Raw genomic sequence first — 18684 nt, forward strand, 5'->3', positions numbered from 1 at the left:
GCTCAGGCCGCAGGACCCAGATCGACCGTCACCGTGGTCCCGCCGCCGGGCGTCGCTGTGATGCTGATCGACCCCTCGTGCGCCCGCGCGATCCGGGCGCAGGTGGCGAGGCCGATGCCGCTGCCGGCCGGATCACCGTCGCGCTGGAGGCGGACGAGGGGCTCCAGGACGCGCGTCCGGTCCTCCGGGTCGATACCCTTCCCATGGTCGATGATCCGCAGGACCTGCGTCGCGCCGATGCCGGCGACCACCTCGACGCGCGGCGGACTGCCCGGCGTCGAGTACTTGATCGCATTGGACACGAGGTTCTGCAGCAGGGCGATGACCTGGGCGTGGTCGACGAACAGGTGGGCATCCTGCACGGTGACGAGCGCGTCGGAGGCGCTGCTCAGCGGGAGGACGTCCTGCAGGACCGCGTTCATCATGGTGGCCAGACGTACGGGCCGCCGGGTGATCGCCCCACCGATCCGCGAGAACTCCAGCACCTCCTCGACCGTGGTCAGCATGCGGCTCGCGCTACCCCGGATGATGCTGAAGTACCGTGCCGCCGGTCCCGCCGCCGGGACGTCCGTGTCCTGTTCACTCAGTTCCGTATAGCCGAGGATCGCCGTCAGCGGATTCTTCAGGTCATGGCTGACGCGGGCCGCGAAGCCGGCCAGGTCCTCGTTGCTGCGACGCACCACCTCGAGCGCTTCGAGGAGCTGCCTGGTCTTGTACTGCAGCTCCAGGACCTCCACGACCTGACGCGCGAGGATCTCGAGGCCTTCACGCTGCTCGGGCCCGAGCGCCAGCACGCGTGGGGAGAACACGCACAGCGAGCCGAGCGCGTAGCCGGACCCGGTCAGGAGCGGCACGGAGGCGTAGGAGCGGACCTCGGCGATGCCCCCGTTGACGAAAGGATTGTCGGCGAAGCGCGGGTCGAGGGAGGCATCCGGGACAGCCGTGATGGACCCGGACGTGAAGACCTTCGAGCACATGGAGTCGTCGCGCGAGCACACCGACGCCTCCACCCCGACCGCGGCGATCTGGTGCTGCTGGTCCGCCGTGATGATGTTGATGACGCCCATGTCCATCGCGCTGACGCGCACGGCCAGCTTCACGAGGTTGAGGAGTTCGGGCGGCGTCTCGTAGTCGACCTCCTGGACCGGAGCACCCCCTGCCTCGCCATAGGGCAGCCGGTAGTCCTGAAGGACCGCCCGCCTGGCAACTTCCCGCAGGTGTGGCTCGTCGGCCTGAAGCAGTGACATGGATACCCCCGAAGACTCCTGAGACCGGTGTACGTCGCTTCAAACTATCCCATGGGTGCGGGCCGGCCGAGCGGTGCGTGACAGGTCTTCGTGCAGACCGTCGCCGGGGATGGGTGGTCAGGGGGCTTGCTTCCCCTCCCTCAGCCCAGTGCCCTGACCCTGAGCGCCAGGTAGAGGTGGACGCGATCGGCCGTGACCGCGGGGTCGTACCCGGTCAGGGTGACCACCTGCTGGAGCCGGTAGCGGATCGTGTTGCGGTGCAGCGCGAGGCCGGCGGCGACGGCGGCCACTGAGCCGTCGAGGTCGAGGTACCGCTGGAGCGTCGTGACGAGACCGGCACCGTGTGCCTCGTCGAAGTCATCGAGGGGCCTGAGGGTCTCGGCGGCGAGGTCGGCGAGGGGCACATCGGCGCTGGACATCAGCAGCGACGTCAGGCTGAGGCGGTCGGCCCGGTTGACCGCCTGCCCGCGCTGGAGGGCTTCCCGCGCCTCGAAGTAGCTCCAGCGCAGACCCGTGGGCTGCGCGTACGCCCCACCGACGCCGATGCGGGCCGTCAGGCCGGCGCCGTGCAGGTACCGGCTGAGCTCCGCCGGGTCGAGCGGCGCGGGATCAGGGCTCGCCGGAGCGGGCAGGACGAGGACAAGGCGCTCGTCGACGAGCCCGGTGGAGAGGCGGTCCCAGCCGTAGGGCAGCGGCAGCGTCCTGAGGCTGCGCCGCTGCCCCGATGCGACGTCGACGATCAGCACCGCGTGCCGTGCGGTGGTGTCGATTCCGGAGCTGGCGAGCCGCGCCGCGGCCTCGGGCCCGGTGAGCGTCCCCCGCACCACGTCCTCCAGCAGCTGGCCGGTCGCGGTGCGGGCGCCGGTCCTGTTGCGGGCCTGGTTGGTGAGTTCCACGGAGATGAGGCTCTGCGCGTAGTCGACGACGGCGGCGTGCGCGTAGGGCTCCGCGATCGCAAGGGTGCAGCGGTCCTTCAGGCCGGTGGCGATGGGCACGCGATGCCACGTCGTCGGGACCGTGGGAGCCGGGTCGTGCGAACCGGCAGGTGCCGCATCGCCGTCCGCTGGTGAGGCTGCGCGGCCCGGAGCGGCGGCGCGTGGTGACGACGCCGGCGGGCGCGGCGCGCCGGACCGTCGGGCGTCCGCGATGCGCGTCCCGTACTGGAAGAGCGCGACGTCGGTGCCGAGCATGCGGGCCAGCTCACCGAGGAGTGCTGTGAGGCCGCCTGCTCCGAGGAGGGCGGACGCCAGCACGGCGTGGCCCTGGAGGAGTTCCTCGAGCCCTGCGTACTGTGCGGCCGAGAGGGCGTCCGCCACCTTCTTGCCGATCGCGATGAAGGGGACTTCGTAGGGGACGCTGAAGGCAGCGAGCCCGACGGCGTCCGCCTCGGCGAGCACTGCGGCCGGAATCCGCCGGTGCGTCAGGCCCACGCCGAAGCCGATCGCCAGGGCGCCGGCCTCGTGTGCCCGTCGCACGAAGGCCCGCTGTGCGGCACCCGTCTTCAGGCGGACACCGGTGGTGAGGACCACCTCGGCCCCGTTCAGGAACGGCCGGGGGTCCTCCAGTTCCGTCACCGCCACCCACTGGATCGGCTGTGCGGGTGGCGGGGCCGTCCCCTCGGCCACGAGGCCCAGTGCAGGGTCGGCGAGGAGATCGGGCAGCGTGATGGCCATGCCTCCAGCGTAGGCGACGGTTGTACCTGTGCACGGCAGACCACCGCTCAGGCTGTGCAACCACACGTGGCGTGGGTTACGCGCCGCCGGTACGGTTCTGCTGGAACGTGCACGTCGACCGGCACCGGTACGAGCGTGTAAAGACCCCGTGAAAGGCGCTGCAGCGTGGCCGAGACCCTTCAGAACTACATCGACGGACACTTCGTGGTGCCCGCCGGCGCTCGTGATCAGCTCCTCGACATCGTGAACCCGACCAACGGCGAGGTGGTGGCGCAGTCGCCCGTCTCCACGCCGGCCGACGTCGACGACGCGATGCAGGCCGCCCGTCGTGCCTTCACCACCTGGAAGCGGACCACCCCGAGCCAGCGCCAGCTGATGCTGCTGAAGCTCGCCGACGCCGTCGAGGCCGCGAGCGACGAGCTCGTCGAGGCGCAGCACCGCAACACCGGGCAGGTGCGCGAGATGATCGCCGCCGAGGAGGTAGCCGTGGGCGCCGACCAGCTGCGGTTCTTCGCGGGCGCCGCGCGCATCCTCGAGGGCAAGTCCGCCGGCGAGTACATGGAGGGCCACACCTCCTATGTGCGCCGCGAGCCCATCGGCGTCGTCGCGCAGGTGGCCCCCTGGAACTACCCCTTCCTCATGGCCATCTGGAAGATCGGTCCCGCGCTCGCGGCCGGCAACACGGTGGTGCTGAAGCCCAGCGACACGACGCCCGAGTCGACCCTCGTGCTGGCGCGCCTGACCCAGGGCATCCTGCCCGACGGCGTCCTGAACGTGGTGCTCGGGACCGGGGAGACCGGCGCGGCGATGATCGAACACCCCGTGCCCGGGCTGGTGTCCATCACCGGATCCGTCCGTGCGGGCATCGCCGTCGCCTCGAGCGCCGCGAAGGGTCTCAAGCGGGCCCACCTCGAGCTCGGCGGCAAGGCTCCCGCCGTCGTCTTTGCCGATGCGGACCTGAAGAAGACGGCGGAGGCCATCACCGAGTTCGCCTTCTTCAACGCCGGCCAGGACTGCACCGCGATCACCCGCGTGCTGGTGCAGGAGGAGGCACACGACGACCTCGTGGCCGCGATGGTCGAGCACACGGCGACCCTGCGCACGGGCAGCGCCGACGACTCCGAGAACTACTTCGGGCCGCTCAACAACATCAACCACTTCAACGCGGTCACCTCCGTCATCGAAGGGCTGCCGGCACACTGCAGCATCGCGACCGGCGGCAAGCGCGCGGGGGAGAAGGGCTACTTCTTCGAGCCCACCATCATCACCGGTGCGCGCCAGGACGACCCGGTTGTGCAGCAGGAGACCTTCGGTCCCATCCTCACCGTGCAGACCTTCGCCACCGAGGAGGAGGCCCTGGAGCTCGCCAACGGCGTGGACTACGCGCTCGCCTCCAGTGTGTGGACCACGGACCACGGCACCGCGATGCGTGTCTCCCGCGACCTCGACTTCGGGGCCGTGTGGATCAACACGCACATCATGCTCACGGCCGAGATGCCGCACGGCGGCTTCAAGAACTCCGGCTACGGCAAGGACCTCTCCATGTACGGCGTGGAGGACTACACCCGCATCAAGCACGTCATGAGCGTGCTGGACGCCTGATCGTCCCCGAGACAAAGGACCCTCCCCGATGACCATCTTCGCAACCACTCCCGGGATCACCGCCCCGAGCTTCAGGCTCGAGCAGAAGCGCCGCATCACCGGGGACTTCCCCGGTCCGCGGTCCACCGAGCTCGCGGCCCGCCGCGCGGCCGTCGTCGCCAAGGGCGTCGCCTCCGGCGTGCCCGTGTACGTGGCGGACGCCGACGGCGGGATCATCCACGACGTCGACGGCAACTCCTTCATCGATCTCGGCTCCGGCATCGCCGTGACGAGCGTCGGTGCGTCCGACCCGGCCGTGGTCGGTGCCGTCAAGGAGCAGGTGGAGCACTTCACGCACACCTGCTTCATGGTGACGCCCTACGAGGGCTACATCGCCGTCGCGGAGCAGCTGGCGGCCCTGACGCCCGGCGACTTCGAGAAGCGCACCGTCCTGTTCAACTCCGGAGCCGAGGCCGTGGAGAACGCCGTCAAGGTGGCACGCCTGGCCACCGGCCGCAACGCCGTCGTCGCCTTCGACCACGCGTACCACGGCCGAACCAATCTCACGATGGCCCTCACGGCGAAGTCGATGCCGTACAAGACCAACTTCGGCCCCTTCGCCCCCGAGATCTACCGCGTGCCGATGAGCTACCCCTTCCGGGAGGAGAACCCGTCGATCACGGGCCCCGAGGCGGCACAGCGGGCCATCACGATGATCGAAAAGCAGATCGGCGCGGACTCGGTCGCGGCGATCATCATCGAGCCCGTCCAGGGCGAGGGCGGGTTCATCGTCCCCGCCGACGGCTTCCTACCCGCCCTGGCGGACTGGGCGAAGGCCAACGGCGTCGTCTTCATCGCGGACGAGGTCCAGTCCGGTTTCTGCCGGACGGGCGAGTGGTTCGCCGTGAACCACGAGGGCGTGGTCCCGGACATCATCACGATGGCGAAGGGGATCGCCGGCGGCATGCCGCTGTCCGCCATCACCGGCCGCGCGGACCTGCTCGACGCCGTCCACGCCGGCGGACTCGGCGGGACCTACGGCGGTAATCCGGTGGCGTGCGCCGCTGCACTCGGCGCCATCGAGACGATGAAGGAGCAGGACCTCGCGGGCAGGGCCCGCCACATCGAGGCGCAGGTCACCGAGCGGTTAGCCGCACTGCAGGCGGATCTCGGGGACGGCAGTATCGTCGGGGAGCTGCGCGGACGCGGGGCCATGCTGGCCATCGAGTTCGTGGAGCCCGGCGGCGGTCGGACCCCCCATGCCGACGCGACGAAGGCCATCGCGGCACAGTGCCTGCGCGAGGGCGTCATCATCCTGACCTGCGGCACCTACGGCAACGTCATCCGCCTGCTGCCGCCGCTCGTCATCACCGACGAACTGCTGGCGGACGGCCTGGACGTGCTCGAGCACGCCATCAGGACCGTGAACGCCGGCTGACCTGCGGCGGCTCGGGCTGCGTACGTCGACGAGGGCCCCGCGGCATCGAGCTGCGGCGCCTTCGTTCGTCCCGGCTGTGCTCGCTCCGCCAGGAGTCCGCGGGGGCAGGTCGGCATCACACCGGATCACCAGGTCGCCGGGTCGCCGGGTCGCCAGGTCGTTAGGTGGTCAGGTCGCCGGATCGCCTGGTCATGCCGGGTCCTGCCGGGTCACCGGGCGCACCCGGAAGCGTGACCACCAGCTTCACCGCCGACACGCCCTCGCGCAGGGCGTCGAGTGCCGGCTGCAGATGATCCAGTCCCTCGCCCAGGATCCGCGGCGCCGGTGCGGGCGTGTACGTCCCGGCAGCAAGGGCCGCAGGCAGGAACTGCTCCCACAGCATGGGCCCCACGGCATTGTGGTGGAGCGAACTTCCCCAGACGAACGCGGCCCTCACGCCGTGCAGGCGGGCCCGCACTTGCAGGATCGCGGCGCGCGCCGCGAGCTGCAGCAAGATCCGGGCGCGGAGCAGATGTGCTCCGCGCGCCCTCGGCAGTGACTCCAGCGCCACCGACGGACTCGTGAGAGCCACGCGCCCGGTGCCGGTGAGGAGGGCCAGGGACACGCAGGCCTCGCCCGATCCGGTCCCGACGGCGAGGATCCCGGCGACGTGACGACCCTCGAGCGACGCGGCAAGATCCCGGACTGCGGATGCACTGGACCGATCGACGACGATGTCGGCACCGAGGTCCCGCAGTCGATCATGGTTGTGGAGCGACCCCGTGGTCGCGACGCGGTATCCGGCGGCTGCGGCGAGCTGGAGCGCGTTGCTGCCCACGCTGGTCGATCCGCCCCATACAACGACCCACGACGGATACGCCCGCGCCTCATCCGCCCGGGACTGCTCGACACCCGATGGATCGCCAGCCACGCGGGGACCGGTCGGTGGACGCAGACCCAGGTGGTCATCCTGGAAGAGAGCCGTGGCAGCGGTCGACACGGCCAGCGGCAGGACGACGGCGTCCTCGAAGGCGAGGGAGTCCGGCAGGGGTGCGGCCAGTGCGGCGTCGACCGCTGTGTAGAGCTGGAAGCCGCCCTCCGCCAGGTGATCCCGCCCCTTCTCCATGCCCAGCGCATAGGCCATGACGCGATCGCCGGCGACGAAGCGCGTGACTCCCGCTCCGACCTCGACCACCTCTCCCGCCACATCCTCTCCGAGGACGGCCGGGTAGGGGAGCCATCGGTACATCACATTGCCTGTCGTCTGCTTGATCAGATCGAGCGGGTTGACGGCGATGGCGCGGTTGCGCAGGATCAGCTGGCCCGGAAGGGCTGCGGGGAAGGGGACCGGCCGTACCTCCAGATCCCCGAAGGCCTCGGTGAGCAGTGCGGCTGCGTTGGTGTACATGAATCTCCCGGATCGAAGACCGTGATGACACGGCATGCCATCAGGGTACGACAAGATGGCATGCCGTGTCATCGAGTACGGTGGAGCGATGAGCAGATGGGCCCCCGATGCCGCACTCCGCCTGGAACGGGCGGCCGTCGAACTCTTCACGGTTCAGGGGTACGCCGCCACCTCCGTGCCGCAGATCGCCGCCCGCGCGGGGCTCACCACGCGAACCTTCTTCCGCCACTTCCCGGACAAGCGCGACGTCCTCTTCCTGCGCGAGCGGGAGCTCCCCGGCGTCGTCGCGGCGCTGGTGGCCGGTGCTCCTGCCTTCCTGTCCCCGCTGGGTCTCGTGATGCACGGCTTCGAGGCGATGGCGACGGGGCCCTTCGAGGGCTGGCGTGAGGACATCCGATCCCGGCGCGCCATCATCGGGTCCGACCAGGGCCTCCGCGAGCGGGAACTGCTCAAGAACGTCCTGCTCGGGGAGGTGATCAGCGAAGCACTCGAGCGGCACGGGGTGGACGGCGACGAGGCCCGCATGGTGGCGCGCTACGGCGTCACGGTGTTCGAGCTCGCCCTGACCGACTGGCTGCAGGCCGACGGTTCCGCCTTCGTGGACGTCCTGCACTCCACCGCATACCGGATGGGACGGCTCGTCCGTCCCGCGCGCCAGGGGGAGTAGGGCACCAGGACCGGGTGGGACGGCTCGTCCGTCCCGCGCGCCAGGACGAATAGCGCACCTGGACCGGGTGGCTCCTCCGGACGGGTGGAGCGTCAGGACGAGTAGGCCGCCAGCTGGGCGCGCAGGCCCGTGATCATGCTGTCGAGCCCGAGGTGGAAGGCGGCATCGGCCGCACTGTCCGCGTCCCCCGCCCCCGACGCGCTGTGGACCGCGGCGGTGAACACCGGGAAGCGATCGCCCAGCGACCCGGAGTCGAAGATGTCCCGGGGTGCGGCGACATCGAGCGCCGACCCGTAGATGAACGACTCGAGGGCCACGATCGTCGGCACGATCCGCTCCTCGGGCCACCCGCCGGCCAGGAAGCCGCGCGCCACTTCCTCGTACATCCCCAGCGTCCCGGCGGCGTCCGTCACCGGCATGACCGCGATGACCGGCACCAGGGGGGCGTGCCGCGCGAAGACCTCCCGGTAGGACCACGCCCACTGCCGCACGGCGTCGTCCCACGCCTCGCGCGAGAAGGCGCTGACATCCACCATGGTCATGACGTGGTCCTGCACCCACCCGAGGACCTCCTGCTTGGAGCCGGCGTGGTTGTACAGGGCGGAGGGGGCCACCCGCAGCCTCCGGGCGAGCCCCGACATGGTCAGGCCCTCGTAGCCCTCGGCGGCGATGAGGTCGAGGGCCGCTCCGGTGATGCGGTCCTTCGACAGCACGCTGCGGGGCGGCCGCCCGGCACGCCGGGGCTCGGGGGAGGGTGCTGTCATGGCTCCTGCCTTCGTGTTGCGTCCTGATTAACTCTAGGCCCGCTCCCTTCCCTCGCGGGCGACCTCTGGCTATAGTAGTGCGGAATAATGAATGCCGTTCATTTTGTGGCCCTCGTCATGCAGGGCCGGGAGGATCACATGCAGACCATCGAGCGCGACGTCGTCATCATCGGGGCAGGCCCGTCCGGCCTGACCGCAGCACGGGAACTGAAGAAGGCCGGCCACAGCGTCGCCGTCCTCGAAGCGAGGGACCGTGTGGGCGGCCGTACCCACACCGACGTCGTGGAGGGCGCGGTGCTGGAAGTGGGCGGCCAGTGGGTCTCCCCGGACCAGACCGCCCTGATCGGGCTCCTCGACGAACTCGGGATGTCGACGTTCCCCCGGTACCGGGCCGGCGACTCCGTCTACATCGGGCCCGACGGAGCACCCGTCCGCTACTCCGGGGAGCTGTTCCCCGTGGACGAGTACACGCGGGAGGAGATGCAGCGGCTGATCGACCTCCTCGACCGCCTCGTGGCGGAGGCCGGTCCGGAGGCGCCGTGGAACCATCCGGACGCGCGTGCACTGGACACCATCTCCTTCCACCACTGGCTCCGGCAGCAGTCCGACGACGAGGAGGCGTGCGACAACATCGGCCTCTTCATCGCCGGTGGCATGCTCACCAAACCAGCGCACTCCTTCTCGACCCTGCAGGCCATCCTCATGGCCGCGACCGCCGGCTCGTTCTCCAACCTGGTGGACGAGGACTTCATCCTCGACCGGCGGGTGGTGGGCGGCATGCAGTCCGTCTCGGAGCGGATGGCGGCGGACCTCGGGGAGGACGTGATCCTCTCGAGCCCCGTGCGTACCCTGCGCTGGAGCGGCATCGACGGGGTCGACGGCGTCACGGTGGTCTCGGACACGACGACGGTGCACGCGCGCTACGCCGTCGTCGCCGTCCCGCCCAACCTGTACTCGCGCATCAGCTACGAGCCCCCGCTGCCGCGCCGCCAGCACCAGATGCACCAGCACCAGTCGCTCGGCCTGGTCATCAAGGTGCACGCCGTCTACACCACTCCGTTCTGGCGCGAGGAGGGGCTCTCCGGCACCGGTTTCAGTGCCGGTTCGATCGTGCAGGAGGTGTACGACAACTCCAACCACGAGGACCCCCGGGGCACGCTCGTCGGCTTCATCTCCGACGAGAAGGCGGACGCGATGTTCGAGCTCCCCCCGCACGAGCGGCGCGAGCGCATCCTGTCCTCGATCGCCGGCTTCCTCGGACCGCAGGCGCTGCAGCCCGAGGTGTACTACGAGTCCGACTGGGCGTCCGAGGAATGGACGCGCGGAGCGTACGCCTCCAGCTACGACCTCGGCGGGCTCCACCGCTACGGCCGGGACCAGCGCACGCCCGTCGGCCCCATCCACTGGTCCTGCTCGGACATCGCGGCGGAGGGCTACCAGCACGTGGACGGTGCCATCCGCATGGGTCAGCGCACCGCGACCGCGATCCACCTCGAACTGTCCTCGGGACTGCAGTCCACCGGCACCGCCCAGGGGGCCTGACCATGCGTTACATCGTCGGCTACACCGCGGACGAGCGCGGGCACGACGCCGTCTGTCTCGCCGTCGCGCTCGCACGGCGGCAGGACGCAGACCTGGACCTCGTCCTCGTCACGCCTGAACATTCCGTCTACGCGGGGACGTACCCGCCGGACCAGGGCTTCGACACCCTGCTGTCAGAGCAGATGCGCGAGTGGATGGACCAGGGGCTGGCCCTCGTCCCCGACGACGTGACGGCCCGCGGCGTCGTCATCCGGGCCGAGTCCAACGCCGAAGGACTCATCCGTGCCGCCGAGGACACCGAGGCGTCGCTGATCGTGATCGGCGCGAGCTCCCGGGGCCTCGCCGCCCGGTTCAGCGTGGGCAACGTGGCGCGCGGCCTCCTGCACGCCGCGCCGGTCCCTGTCGCGCTCGCGCCGAGGGGATACCGCCGCACCGAGCCCGCGACACGCCTGACCTGCGCGGTCGGTCGGCGGGCGGGGGCCGACGACGTCATCTCCGTCGCGGTGTCCTCCGCGGAACGCCGTGGCCTTCCGCTCCGCCTCGTCTCCCTCGTGGCCCTCGACGCCGGGCAACCCGATGCCGGGGGAGCCGAGGACGAGGCGAACCGGCGGCTCGCGGAGGCCGCGTCGTCGCTCGCGGCCGGAGGCCGGGTGAGCGTCGAGACGGCGCACGGGTCCTCCATCGAGGAGGCCGTCGAGGCGATGGCCTGGGACGAGGGGGAGGTGCTGCTGGTCGGCTCGAGCCGCCTCGCGCAGCACATGCGCCTCTTCCTCGGATCCACGGCCAACAAGATCCTGCGTACGCTGACCATCCCCATGGTCGTCGTCCCGCGTACGTATGCAACGCCCGGCACCACCTCCGGCCCGGGCACCTTATCCACAGAGGCGGATGCATGAGTATCGACGAGACAACACAAAGGGGAACCGGGCTCAGCAGGAAGGGCCTCGACTCGGGCACGGTGGGCCTGCTGGGCGCCGTGGTCATCGGGGTGTCTTGCGTGGCACCCGCCTACACGCTCACGGCGGCACTCGGCCCCACCGTCGCCGAGGTCGGCGTGAACCTGCCGGCCATCTTCCTGGTCGGGTTCATCCCGATGCTGCTCGTGGCACTCGGCTACCGGGAGCTGAACAGCGCCATGCCGGACTCCGGCACCTCCTTCACGTGGGCCACCCGCGCCTTCGGTCCCTGGGTCGGCTGGATGGGAGGCTGGGGGTTGATCGCGGCCACCGTGATCGTGCTCTCCAACCTCGCGGCCGTCGCCGTGGACTTCTTTTACCTGATGCTCTCGCAGATCCTCGACGACCCCTCGATCGCCGCGCTGACCCTGGACCTCCCGGTGAACATCGCGACGACGCTCGTGTTCATCGCGCTCGCCTGCTACGTGTCCTACCGGGGCATGGAGGCCACCAAGACCGTCCAGTACGTCCTCGTCACGTTCCAGCTCGTCGTGCTCGCCTGGTTCGCGATCGCGGCCTTCGTCCACGTGGCCAACGGCACGGCGTTCGACGCGACGAGCATCAGCGCCGAGTGGTTCAACCCGTTCGCCGTCGGGTCCTTCTCGGCCTTCGCCGCCGGCGTCTCGCTCTCCATCTTCATCTACTGGGGCTGGGACGTGACGCTGACCATGAACGAGGAGACCACCAACCCGAAGAAGACGCCGGGCCGCGCGGGCGCCCTCACCGTCGTCGTGATCGTGGTCATCTACCTCACGGTCGCCATCGCCACCCTCTCCTTCGCGGGCGTGGGCGACGGCGAGCTGGGAGCCGGCAATCCCGACAACCAGGAGAGCATCTTCGCCACGCTGGCCGGGCCGGTGATGGGGCCGTTCGCCATCCTGATGTCCATGGCCGTCCTCAGCTCCTCGGCCGCCTCCCTGCAGTCCACCTTCGTCTCCCCGGCGCGCACGCTGCTCGCCATGGGCCACTACAAGGCCCTGCCGAAGGGCTTCGGACGCATCAGCCCCGCCCACAAGTCGCCGAGCTATGCCACCGTGGCTGCCGCCGTCGCCGCTGCGGGCTTCTACGTATTCACCCGGCTCGTGTCCGAGAACGCGCTGTGGGACACCATCACCGCCCTCGGCCTGATGATCTGCTTCTACTACGGCATCACGGCGCTGGCCTGCGTCTGGTACTTCCGGGCCCAGGCCTTCTCGAGCGCACGCAACGTGCTCTTCCGCTTCCTGGCCCCGCTGCTCGGCGGCGTGATCCTGCTCGTCATGTTCGTCAAGACGGCCGTGGACTCCATGGATCCCGCCTACGGCTCCGGGTCCGAGTTGTTCGGGGTCGGCATGGTGTTCATCCTCGGCATCGGCGTGATCCTCCTCGGTGCCGTCCTGATGCTCGTGTGGTCGCGGATCAACCCGGCGTTCTTCCGCCAGGAGGTGCTGGTCCAGGGCACGGCGGCACGGGAGGAGTAGCCGTGGCGGGCGTCCGTCGGGAGGCGCCCAGCCACCCGGCAGGCGCTGCGCTAGAGTGAACCGATCCGGTGCGGCGCCTGCCGTCCGCGCCGCCCCCGCACCGTACACACCGAGGAGACCCCGCCGTGCGCTACGTCGTTGGCTACACCGAGAATGACCGCGGGCAGGACGCCCTCGAACTGGCCACCTCGCTGGCCCTGACGCAGTCGGCGGGTATCGACCTCGTGACGGTGCTCGACTGGCCGCAGGACGGCAGTTCCGCTCCCGGGGGGCGCAGGGCACAGGAGGCGCTGGATCGTGCGAAGGACAGTGTGCCCGACGGCGTCGAGGTCACCACGCGCGTGCGCCTGGCGGATTCCTTCGCGCAGGGCCTCCTCGAGGCGGCGGCCGACGTCGACGCCGGATTGATCGTCATCGGCGCTTCCAGCAACGGACTCCTCCGCCGGTACACCGTGGGCAGCGTCGCGAACGCGGTGCTCCACAGTTCGAAGGTCCCCGTGGCGCTGGCCCCCCGCGGGTACCGGCACCGGGCCACCTTCACCCGCATGACGTGCGCGGTCGGCGACCGTCCGGGAGCGGAGGGCGCCATCGACGTCGCCGTCGAGTCGGCCGCGCGCCGGGGACTCCCGCTCCGGCTCGTCTCCCTCGTGGCGCTCGACGTGCAGGAGTCGTCCGATTCGGGTGAAGCCATTAACCAGGCGCACCAGCATGCCCACTCGGTCCTGGCACGCGCCGTCGGGCAGCTGCCGGACGGGCACGAGACGTCGATCATCGTGGCGCACGGCCGCACGATCGAGCAGGCCATCGACGGCATCGAGTGGGATTCGGGGGAGCTGGTCATCGTCGGTTCGAGCCGCCTCGCCCAGCATCGGCAGATCTTCCTCGGCGCGACGGCCAACAAGATGCTGCGTGCGCTGCCGGTGCCGATGGTCGTCGTGCCGCGCGATTGGGTGCGCACTCCGCGCTGACCTGACCACGCCCGTGCGGCAGGGCGCGGGCATCGGTACCGGCACGACCGGATCTGCCGCCCCGCCGGATCGAGGCAGACCGGCCACGGTGTGAGGGTGCACCATCCCGCCACGAGGTCGCCGTCAGTCGTGCCTGCCGGGCGGTGTGGAGGCCGCTGCGCTGCCGTGCTGTGCCGGAGCAGGACGGTCGGAGTGAGTCATCCGGGGTAATGCTGGCCCGGGGCATTCCGCTGCGCGCGGCCGCTGCCTAGGCTTCGGCCATGGATGGAGGCGTGGATCCCACGGTCCCGAGGTCGCGGGACTCCGTGCTCGACGGCGTCCAGGAGCGGGCGGCGACGATGTGCCGCAGCGAGCAGCTCGTCTGCCGGTCGCTGGCACGGGGGATCGATCCGGCGATGGAACCCGCGGCCTACAGCGTGCTCTCGGCGTCCAGGACCCTCGGCCCGTGCCGTGTCACCGATCTGGCCGCGGTGCTCGGCATGAGCCTGCCGGCCGTGAGCGGCCACGTCGCGGTGCTCGTGCGGCTCGGGCTCGTGGAGCGGAGTGCGCCGGTCGACGACGAACGGTCCCGCCCGGTCAGGCTGACCGCCGAGGGCGCTCGCCGCGTCGACGCCGCCCGTGGCGTGCGGCGCCGCACCTTCCGCCGACAGCTCGAGGAATGGGAACCGGCCGACGTCGTCGAGCTCGCAGGCCTGCTGTCCCGCTTCAACGACGCCTACCTCACGGCCGAGCTCCCCGTTCCGGTCACCGGCGCGTCGGTTGCCGACACCGGCTCGAGGGGTGGCCGCGATCGTCGTCGGCCTGGTGCCCCGCCCGAGGGATCCGGGTGAGGGCGGGCGGGCCGGAACGGGCGGCGTGTGGTGTCAGGACGCCGTGGCCGGTTCCGGCACCCTGGCGGGCCTGGGCTGCCGCCGCACGGTACGGAGCATGTCGATGGTCAGCAGGATGAGCCCCACCCAGACGAGGCTGAAACCGACCCACCGTTCGAAGGGCATCTCCTCGTGCAGCACCAGCAGTGCCAGCAGGAACTGCAGCACGGGCGCCAGGTACTGCAGGAGGCCGATGGTCGTGAGCGGAAGCCGACGCGCTGCTGCGCCGAAGAAGATCAGCGGTACCGCGGTGATCACACCGGAGGCCGCCATGATCCAGAAGTGGCCGGTACCCTCGGTGAGCAGTGTGGCCTCCCCCCTCGAGGCGAGCCACAGCATGACGCCGGCAGCGATGGGTGTGAGGACCAGGGTCTCGATGCTGAGGCTCGAGACCGCGTCCACGCGGGACCCCACGCGCTTCTTCATGAAGCCGTAGAGCCCGAAGGAGAAGGCGAGGGTGAGGGCGATCCAGGGCACCGAGCCGTACCCGATGGCCAGCACCACCACGGCCAGGACGCCCATGCCGATGGCGGTCCACTGCAGGGGCCTGAGCTTCTCCCGCAGCACGAAGACCCCCAGGAGCACCGACACGATGGGGTTGATGAAGTAGCCGAGCGAGGCTTCGATCGCCTGCCCGGAGGTGACGCCATAGGTGTAGACGAACCAGTTCACGGCGATCAGCAGGGCGGCGACCGCGAGCGTCCCCGAGATCTGCGGCGTGCGGAGCGCGGTGAGGACCGGGCGCCACGAGCGCAGCGCCGTGAGCAGGAGGGCGCAGAAGATCAGGGACCACAGGACGCGGTTGGCGACGATCTCGGTGGGACCGGCCGGCGCGAGGATCAGGAAGTAGAGCGGAAGGAGGCCCCACAGGCCGTACGCACCGATGCCGAAGAGGATGCCGACGGAGTTCTCGCTCCTCGGCTGACGACCGCTCACAGCACCTGTTCCGCTCACGAGGTCCGCAACGGGCTGCGCCGGGCCTTTATTCCCCTGCATCCGGGGCGTCCACCGCGGACCTGATGCCGGCCCGGGGAGATCCGCGCCACTCATGGACCCTCTCCCGGCCATGGCCATTTAGAATAGGGAACTGTGCGCTTATTCCGCACCACGGCATCCAGCAGGAGCTCCTCCATCGGGAAGAAGGCAATTCAGTGTCTACCTCAGCTGCGGCACGACCGCTGCGGGTCGCGATCATCGGCGCCGGTCCGGCCGGCGTCTACGCCGCCGACATCCTGACGAAGTCGAACGAGGTGCAGGGCGGCGACTTCGCCGTGAGCATCGACCTGTTCGACCAGTACCCCGCGCCGTACGGTCTGATCCGCTACGGGGTTGCCCCAGACCACCCGCGCATCAAGGGGATCGTCAATGCCCTGCACAAGGTGCTGGACCGCGGCGACATCCGCTTCCTCGGCAACATCAACTACGGCAGGGACCTCACCCTGTCCGACTTCCGCCGTTTCTACGACGCCGTCATCTTCGCCACCGGTGCCATCCGCGATGCGGACCTGACCATCCCCGGGGTCGACCTCGACGGCTCCTTCGGCGGTGCCGACTTCGTCTCCTGGTACGACGGACACCCCGATGTGAGCCGCGACTGGCCGCTCGAGGCGAAGGAGATCGCCGTCATCGGCAACGGCAACGTAGCCCTCGACGTCGCGCGGATCCTGTCGAAGCACGCCGACGACCTCCTCTCCACCGAGATCCCCGAGAACGTCTACCAGGGCCTGAAGGCATCGCCCGTCACCGACGTGCACGTGTTCGGCCGCCGCGGACCGGCGCAGGTGAAGTTCACGCCCCTGGAACTGCGCGAACTCTCGCACTCGCGTGACGTCGACATCGTCCTCTACCCCGAGGACTTCGACTTCGACGCCGGCTCCGAGCAGCAGATCGCCACCAACAACCAGACCAAGACGATGGTGAAGACACTCACCAATTGGCTGGTCGAGGACGAGCCGACCGGCGCGTCCCGGCGGCTGCACCTCCACTTCCTGCACTCCCCGGTCGAGATCCACGACTCCGTGGAGACGCCCGGCAAGGTCGCCGGCATGAGGTTCGAGCGCACCGAGCTGACCGGGGACGGCAACGTCCGCGGTACCGGCGAGATCATCGACTACCCGGTGCAGGCCGTCTACCGCGCCATCGGGTACTTCGGCTCCGAGCTGCCCGAGGTCGGCTTCGACGACAAGCGCGGCGTCATCCCCAACGAGGGCGGCCGCGTGATCGACGAGAGCGGCGCGCCGGTACCCGGCATCTACGCGACGGGGTGGATCAAGCGCGGGCCCGTGGGCCTGATCGGGCACACCAAGGGCGATGCCCTCGAGACGATCGGCTTCCTGCTCGAGGACCGGCTGAACCTGCCGCCCGCCGAGGACCCGTCGGAGGACGCCATCATCACGCTCCTCGAGGAGCGCGGCGTCCGCTACACCACGTGGGACGGCTGGCTGAAGCTCGATGCCCACGAGATGAAGCTCGGCTCCAACTTCGTCAACACGTCGGGCGCCGCGGAAGTGGTCAGGGAGCGCGTGAAGCTGGTGCCCCGCGAGGACATGGTGGCCATTTCCCGCGGTGAGTAGTCCCGCTACACTGTGAACTGTCCCACGCCCCACGGGGGACAGGTCACGAAGCGGAGTGTCGATGGTGCCGTCCCGTTCAACGCTCCCCACGGATCTCTCCTCCGAGATCCTGCAGCGGAGGGCCTTCGCCGCCCATGAGGCCCTGGGGCAGGGCGGTGGCCTCGACGGCAACCTGCGCTTCCTGGTCGAGGAGTCGTGGCTGCGGTCCCTCACCCACCTCCCGAACCCCTCGACCGCGCATGCACGCCTTTTCTGGTCGGAGGAGGACCTCGAGGTGTACCGGCAGGCGCACCCCCTCGCGGCGGTCATGCCGGTGATCGACCGCCTGCTCGTCCAGCCGAGCCTGGACGCCGGGATGCTCGTGGCGGTCGGCGACGAGAACGGCCGCCTCCTGTGGGTGGACGGTGACCGCGAGCTGCGCCGTCGGGCCGAGGGCATGCTGTTCATGGCCGGTGCGGACTGGTCGGAGGAGACAGTGGGGACCAGCGCGCCGGGAACCGCCCTCGCGCTCCGCCGCAGCGTGCAGATCGCCGGCGCCGAACACTTCAGCCCCCAGGTGCATCCGTGGAGCTGCACGGCCGTCCCGCTGCACGATCCCGATTCCGGTACCGTGCTCGGTGTCATCGACATCACCGGCACCTCCGAAGCCGTGGCCACGCACACGCTGGCCCTCGTGGAGGCTGCCGTCGCCGCCGCGGAGGCGCACCTGAGCATCCACCGGCTGCAGAGCCGGCTACCGGGCGCCCGACGGCGCCGGCCGGCTCCCACGGCAGGCGCCCTCTACCGCAACAGCCTGCAGATCCTCGGTACGGACCACGGCCTGGTGCACGCGGGCGGCGCCTCCCTGGAACTGAGTCTCCGCCACGCGGAACTGCTGACCCTCCTCGCGCTCCACCCCGAGGGGCTCACCGCGGACCAGCTGGCCGTGATGGCCTATCCGGAGGACGCCTCAGGGACTACCGTCCGGGCGGAGATGCTGAGGCTGCGCAAGGTCCTCGCTCAGCACGGCGGTGACATGGTGCCGCAGTCCCGCCCCTACAGGCTGCCCGCGGAACTGGTCGTCGACGCCGTGCAGGTGCTCAGCTACCTGCAGCGAGGCGCCCACCGCATGGCGCTCGGGATCTACCGGGGCCCTGTCCTGCCGCGGTCCCAGGCGCCTGCCGTCGTCCGCCTCCGGAACGAGGTGTCCACGCTCCTGCGTGACGCCGTGCTGACGGACGGATCGCCCGAGACGTTGCTGCAGTATCTCCTGCTGACGGAAGCCGAGGACGACGTCGATGCGTGGCGCCTGGCGTTGCGTGTCCTGCCTCGGCGGTCGCCCCGCCGAGCCGTCGTCGTGACCCACGTGGAGCGGCTCGAGGCCGAGTTGACGGGTACATCCACCGGAAGGCTCAAGTTCTCCTGAATTTTGTTAGCCAATCGCAACAAATCGTCGCGGTGGGCGCTGTGCGCGGGCTAACGTTGTGCATGGTGGCTGACGAGGTCCGGGGCGATCGCCCGATCGGGCCGCCGGACGCAGTATTTCTACAGGGGGACGTTCGTGACGCAGGCCGGTAAGC

15 protein-coding genes are annotated in these 18684 nt (G+C 70.1%); 10 read left to right on the top strand and 5 right to left on the bottom strand.

What is annotated here, in order from left to right; all coding sequences use genetic code 11:
• Nucleotides 1–2: 2 nt before the first annotated feature.
• Together ASF21_RS05375 and ASF21_RS05380 are read right to left on the bottom strand one after the other, a co-directional pair.
• Entirely contained in the window at nt 3–1247 is a 1245-nt protein-coding gene (locus tag ASF21_RS05375) for a sensor histidine kinase (RefSeq protein WP_055767763.1), read from the bottom strand.
• A 140-nt stretch (nt 1248–1387) separates the two neighbouring features.
• Nucleotides 1388–2920: a PucR family transcriptional regulator gene (locus ASF21_RS05380; protein WP_055767766.1), complete on the bottom strand. Its 1533-nt coding sequence runs from the start codon at nt 2918–2920 to the stop codon at nt 1388–1390.
• 165 nt (nt 2921–3085) lie between these two features.
• Here ASF21_RS05380 and ASF21_RS05385 point away from each other — a divergent pair, with 165 nt between their 5' ends.
• Both ASF21_RS05385 and gabT read left to right on the top strand, forming a co-directional pair.
• Nucleotides 3086–4522, top strand: coding sequence for a gamma-aminobutyraldehyde dehydrogenase (locus ASF21_RS05385; protein WP_055767768.1), 1437 nt, complete (start codon nt 3086–3088; stop codon nt 4520–4522).
• 28 nt (nt 4523–4550) lie between these two features.
• A complete protein-coding gene (gene gabT / locus ASF21_RS05390; RefSeq protein WP_055767770.1) occupies nt 4551–5939 on the top strand; it encodes a 4-aminobutyrate--2-oxoglutarate transaminase in 1389 nt (462 codons plus the stop codon).
• A gap of 160 nt (nt 5940–6099) precedes the next feature.
• Here gabT and ASF21_RS05395 read toward each other — a convergent pair whose 3' ends face one another.
• Nucleotides 6100–7326, bottom strand: coding sequence for a zinc-binding alcohol dehydrogenase family protein (locus ASF21_RS05395; protein WP_055767773.1), 1227 nt, complete (start codon nt 7324–7326; stop codon nt 6100–6102).
• Nucleotides 7327–7414: 88 nt separating this feature from the next.
• On the opposite strand from ASF21_RS05395, the gene ASF21_RS05400 reads away from it, so the two are divergent.
• Complete coding sequence (locus ASF21_RS05400; protein ID WP_162237512.1) at nt 7415–7993, top strand: TetR/AcrR family transcriptional regulator; 579 nt, start codon at nt 7415–7417, stop codon at nt 7991–7993.
• Between the two features lie 92 nt (nt 7994–8085).
• Here the strand turns inward: ASF21_RS05400 and ASF21_RS05405 are convergent, their stop codons facing one another.
• Nucleotides 8086–8757 (bottom strand): TetR/AcrR family transcriptional regulator, encoded by a 672-nt coding sequence (locus ASF21_RS05405; RefSeq protein WP_055767780.1) that lies wholly within the window; start codon nt 8755–8757, stop codon nt 8086–8088.
• Between the two features lie 117 nt (nt 8758–8874).
• Between ASF21_RS05405 and ASF21_RS05410 the strand changes: the two genes are divergently transcribed.
• From ASF21_RS05410 to ASF21_RS05430, 5 genes are all read left to right on the top strand, one after another.
• Nucleotides 8875–10299 carry a flavin monoamine oxidase family protein gene (locus ASF21_RS05410; protein WP_082471341.1) on the top strand — a complete coding sequence of 475 codons (1425 nt, stop codon included), beginning with the start codon at nt 8875–8877 and terminating at the stop codon, nt 10297–10299.
• Between the two features lie 2 nt (nt 10300–10301).
• Nucleotides 10302–11195, top strand: coding sequence for a universal stress protein (locus ASF21_RS05415; RefSeq protein ID WP_055767784.1), 894 nt, complete (start codon nt 10302–10304; stop codon nt 11193–11195).
• Nucleotides 11192–12715 carry an APC family permease gene (locus ASF21_RS05420; protein WP_055767787.1) on the top strand — a complete coding sequence of 508 codons (1524 nt, stop codon included), beginning with the start codon at nt 11192–11194 and terminating at the stop codon, nt 12713–12715. Before ASF21_RS05415 ends, ASF21_RS05420 begins: the two co-directional genes overlap by 4 nt.
• A gap of 125 nt (nt 12716–12840) precedes the next feature.
• Entirely contained in the window at nt 12841–13683 is an 843-nt protein-coding gene (locus ASF21_RS05425) for a universal stress protein (RefSeq protein WP_055767791.1), read from the top strand.
• Nucleotides 13684–13955: 272 nt separating this feature from the next.
• Nucleotides 13956–14513, top strand: coding sequence for a MarR family winged helix-turn-helix transcriptional regulator (locus ASF21_RS05430; RefSeq protein WP_055767794.1), 558 nt, complete (start codon nt 13956–13958; stop codon nt 14511–14513).
• A 33-nt stretch (nt 14514–14546) separates the two neighbouring features.
• Here ASF21_RS05430 and rarD read toward each other — a convergent pair whose 3' ends face one another.
• Nucleotides 14547–15548 carry an EamA family transporter RarD gene (gene rarD, locus ASF21_RS05435; RefSeq protein ID WP_082471249.1) on the bottom strand — a complete coding sequence of 334 codons (1002 nt, stop codon included), beginning with the start codon at nt 15546–15548 and terminating at the stop codon, nt 14547–14549.
• Nucleotides 15549–15703: 155 nt separating this feature from the next.
• Between rarD and ASF21_RS05440 the strand changes: the two genes are divergently transcribed.
• Both ASF21_RS05440 and ASF21_RS05445 read left to right on the top strand, forming a co-directional pair.
• A complete protein-coding gene (locus ASF21_RS05440) occupies nt 15704–17125 on the top strand; it encodes an FAD-dependent oxidoreductase (protein WP_235498659.1) in 1422 nt (473 codons plus the stop codon).
• A gap of 61 nt (nt 17126–17186) precedes the next feature.
• Nucleotides 17187–18530 (top strand): helix-turn-helix domain-containing protein, encoded by a 1344-nt coding sequence (locus tag ASF21_RS05445; RefSeq protein WP_055769210.1) that lies wholly within the window; start codon nt 17187–17189, stop codon nt 18528–18530.
• Nucleotides 18531–18684: the final 154 nt, after the last annotated feature.

The sequence above is a fragment of the Arthrobacter sp. Leaf234 genome (assembly GCF_001422665.1).
Classification (GTDB): domain Bacteria; phylum Actinomycetota; class Actinomycetes; order Actinomycetales; family Micrococcaceae; genus Arthrobacter_D.

What these genes read in the sequence shown, in the direction of transcription:
- ASF21_RS05405 (WP_055767780.1), bottom strand. Translation starts at nt 8,757, where the DNA reads ATGACAGCACCCTCCCCCGAGCCCCGGCGTGCCGGGCGGCCGCCCCGC.
- ASF21_RS05380 (WP_055767766.1), bottom strand. Translation starts at nt 2,920, where the DNA reads ATGGCCATCACGCTGCCCGATCTCCTCGCCGACCCTGCACTGGGCCTC.
- ASF21_RS05420 (WP_055767787.1), top strand. Translation starts at nt 11,192, where the DNA reads ATGAGTATCGACGAGACAACACAAAGGGGAACCGGGCTCAGCAGGAAG.
- ASF21_RS05410 (WP_082471341.1), top strand. Translation starts at nt 8,875, where the DNA reads ATGCAGGGCCGGGAGGATCACATGCAGACCATCGAGCGCGACGTCGTC.
- rarD (WP_082471249.1), bottom strand. Translation starts at nt 15,548, where the DNA reads ATGCAGGGGAATAAAGGCCCGGCGCAGCCCGTTGCGGACCTCGTGAGC.
- ASF21_RS05395 (WP_055767773.1), bottom strand. Translation starts at nt 7,326, where the DNA reads ATGTACACCAACGCAGCCGCACTGCTCACCGAGGCCTTCGGGGATCTG.
- ASF21_RS05375 (WP_055767763.1), bottom strand. Translation starts at nt 1,247, where the DNA reads ATGTCACTGCTTCAGGCCGACGAGCCACACCTGCGGGAAGTTGCCAGG.
- gabT (WP_055767770.1), top strand. Translation starts at nt 4,551, where the DNA reads ATGACCATCTTCGCAACCACTCCCGGGATCACCGCCCCGAGCTTCAGG.
- ASF21_RS05415 (WP_055767784.1), top strand. Translation starts at nt 10,302, where the DNA reads ATGCGTTACATCGTCGGCTACACCGCGGACGAGCGCGGGCACGACGCC.
- ASF21_RS05400 (WP_162237512.1), top strand. Translation starts at nt 7,415, where the DNA reads ATGAGCAGATGGGCCCCCGATGCCGCACTCCGCCTGGAACGGGCGGCC.
- ASF21_RS05445 (WP_055769210.1), top strand. Translation starts at nt 17,187, where the DNA reads ATGGTGCCGTCCCGTTCAACGCTCCCCACGGATCTCTCCTCCGAGATC.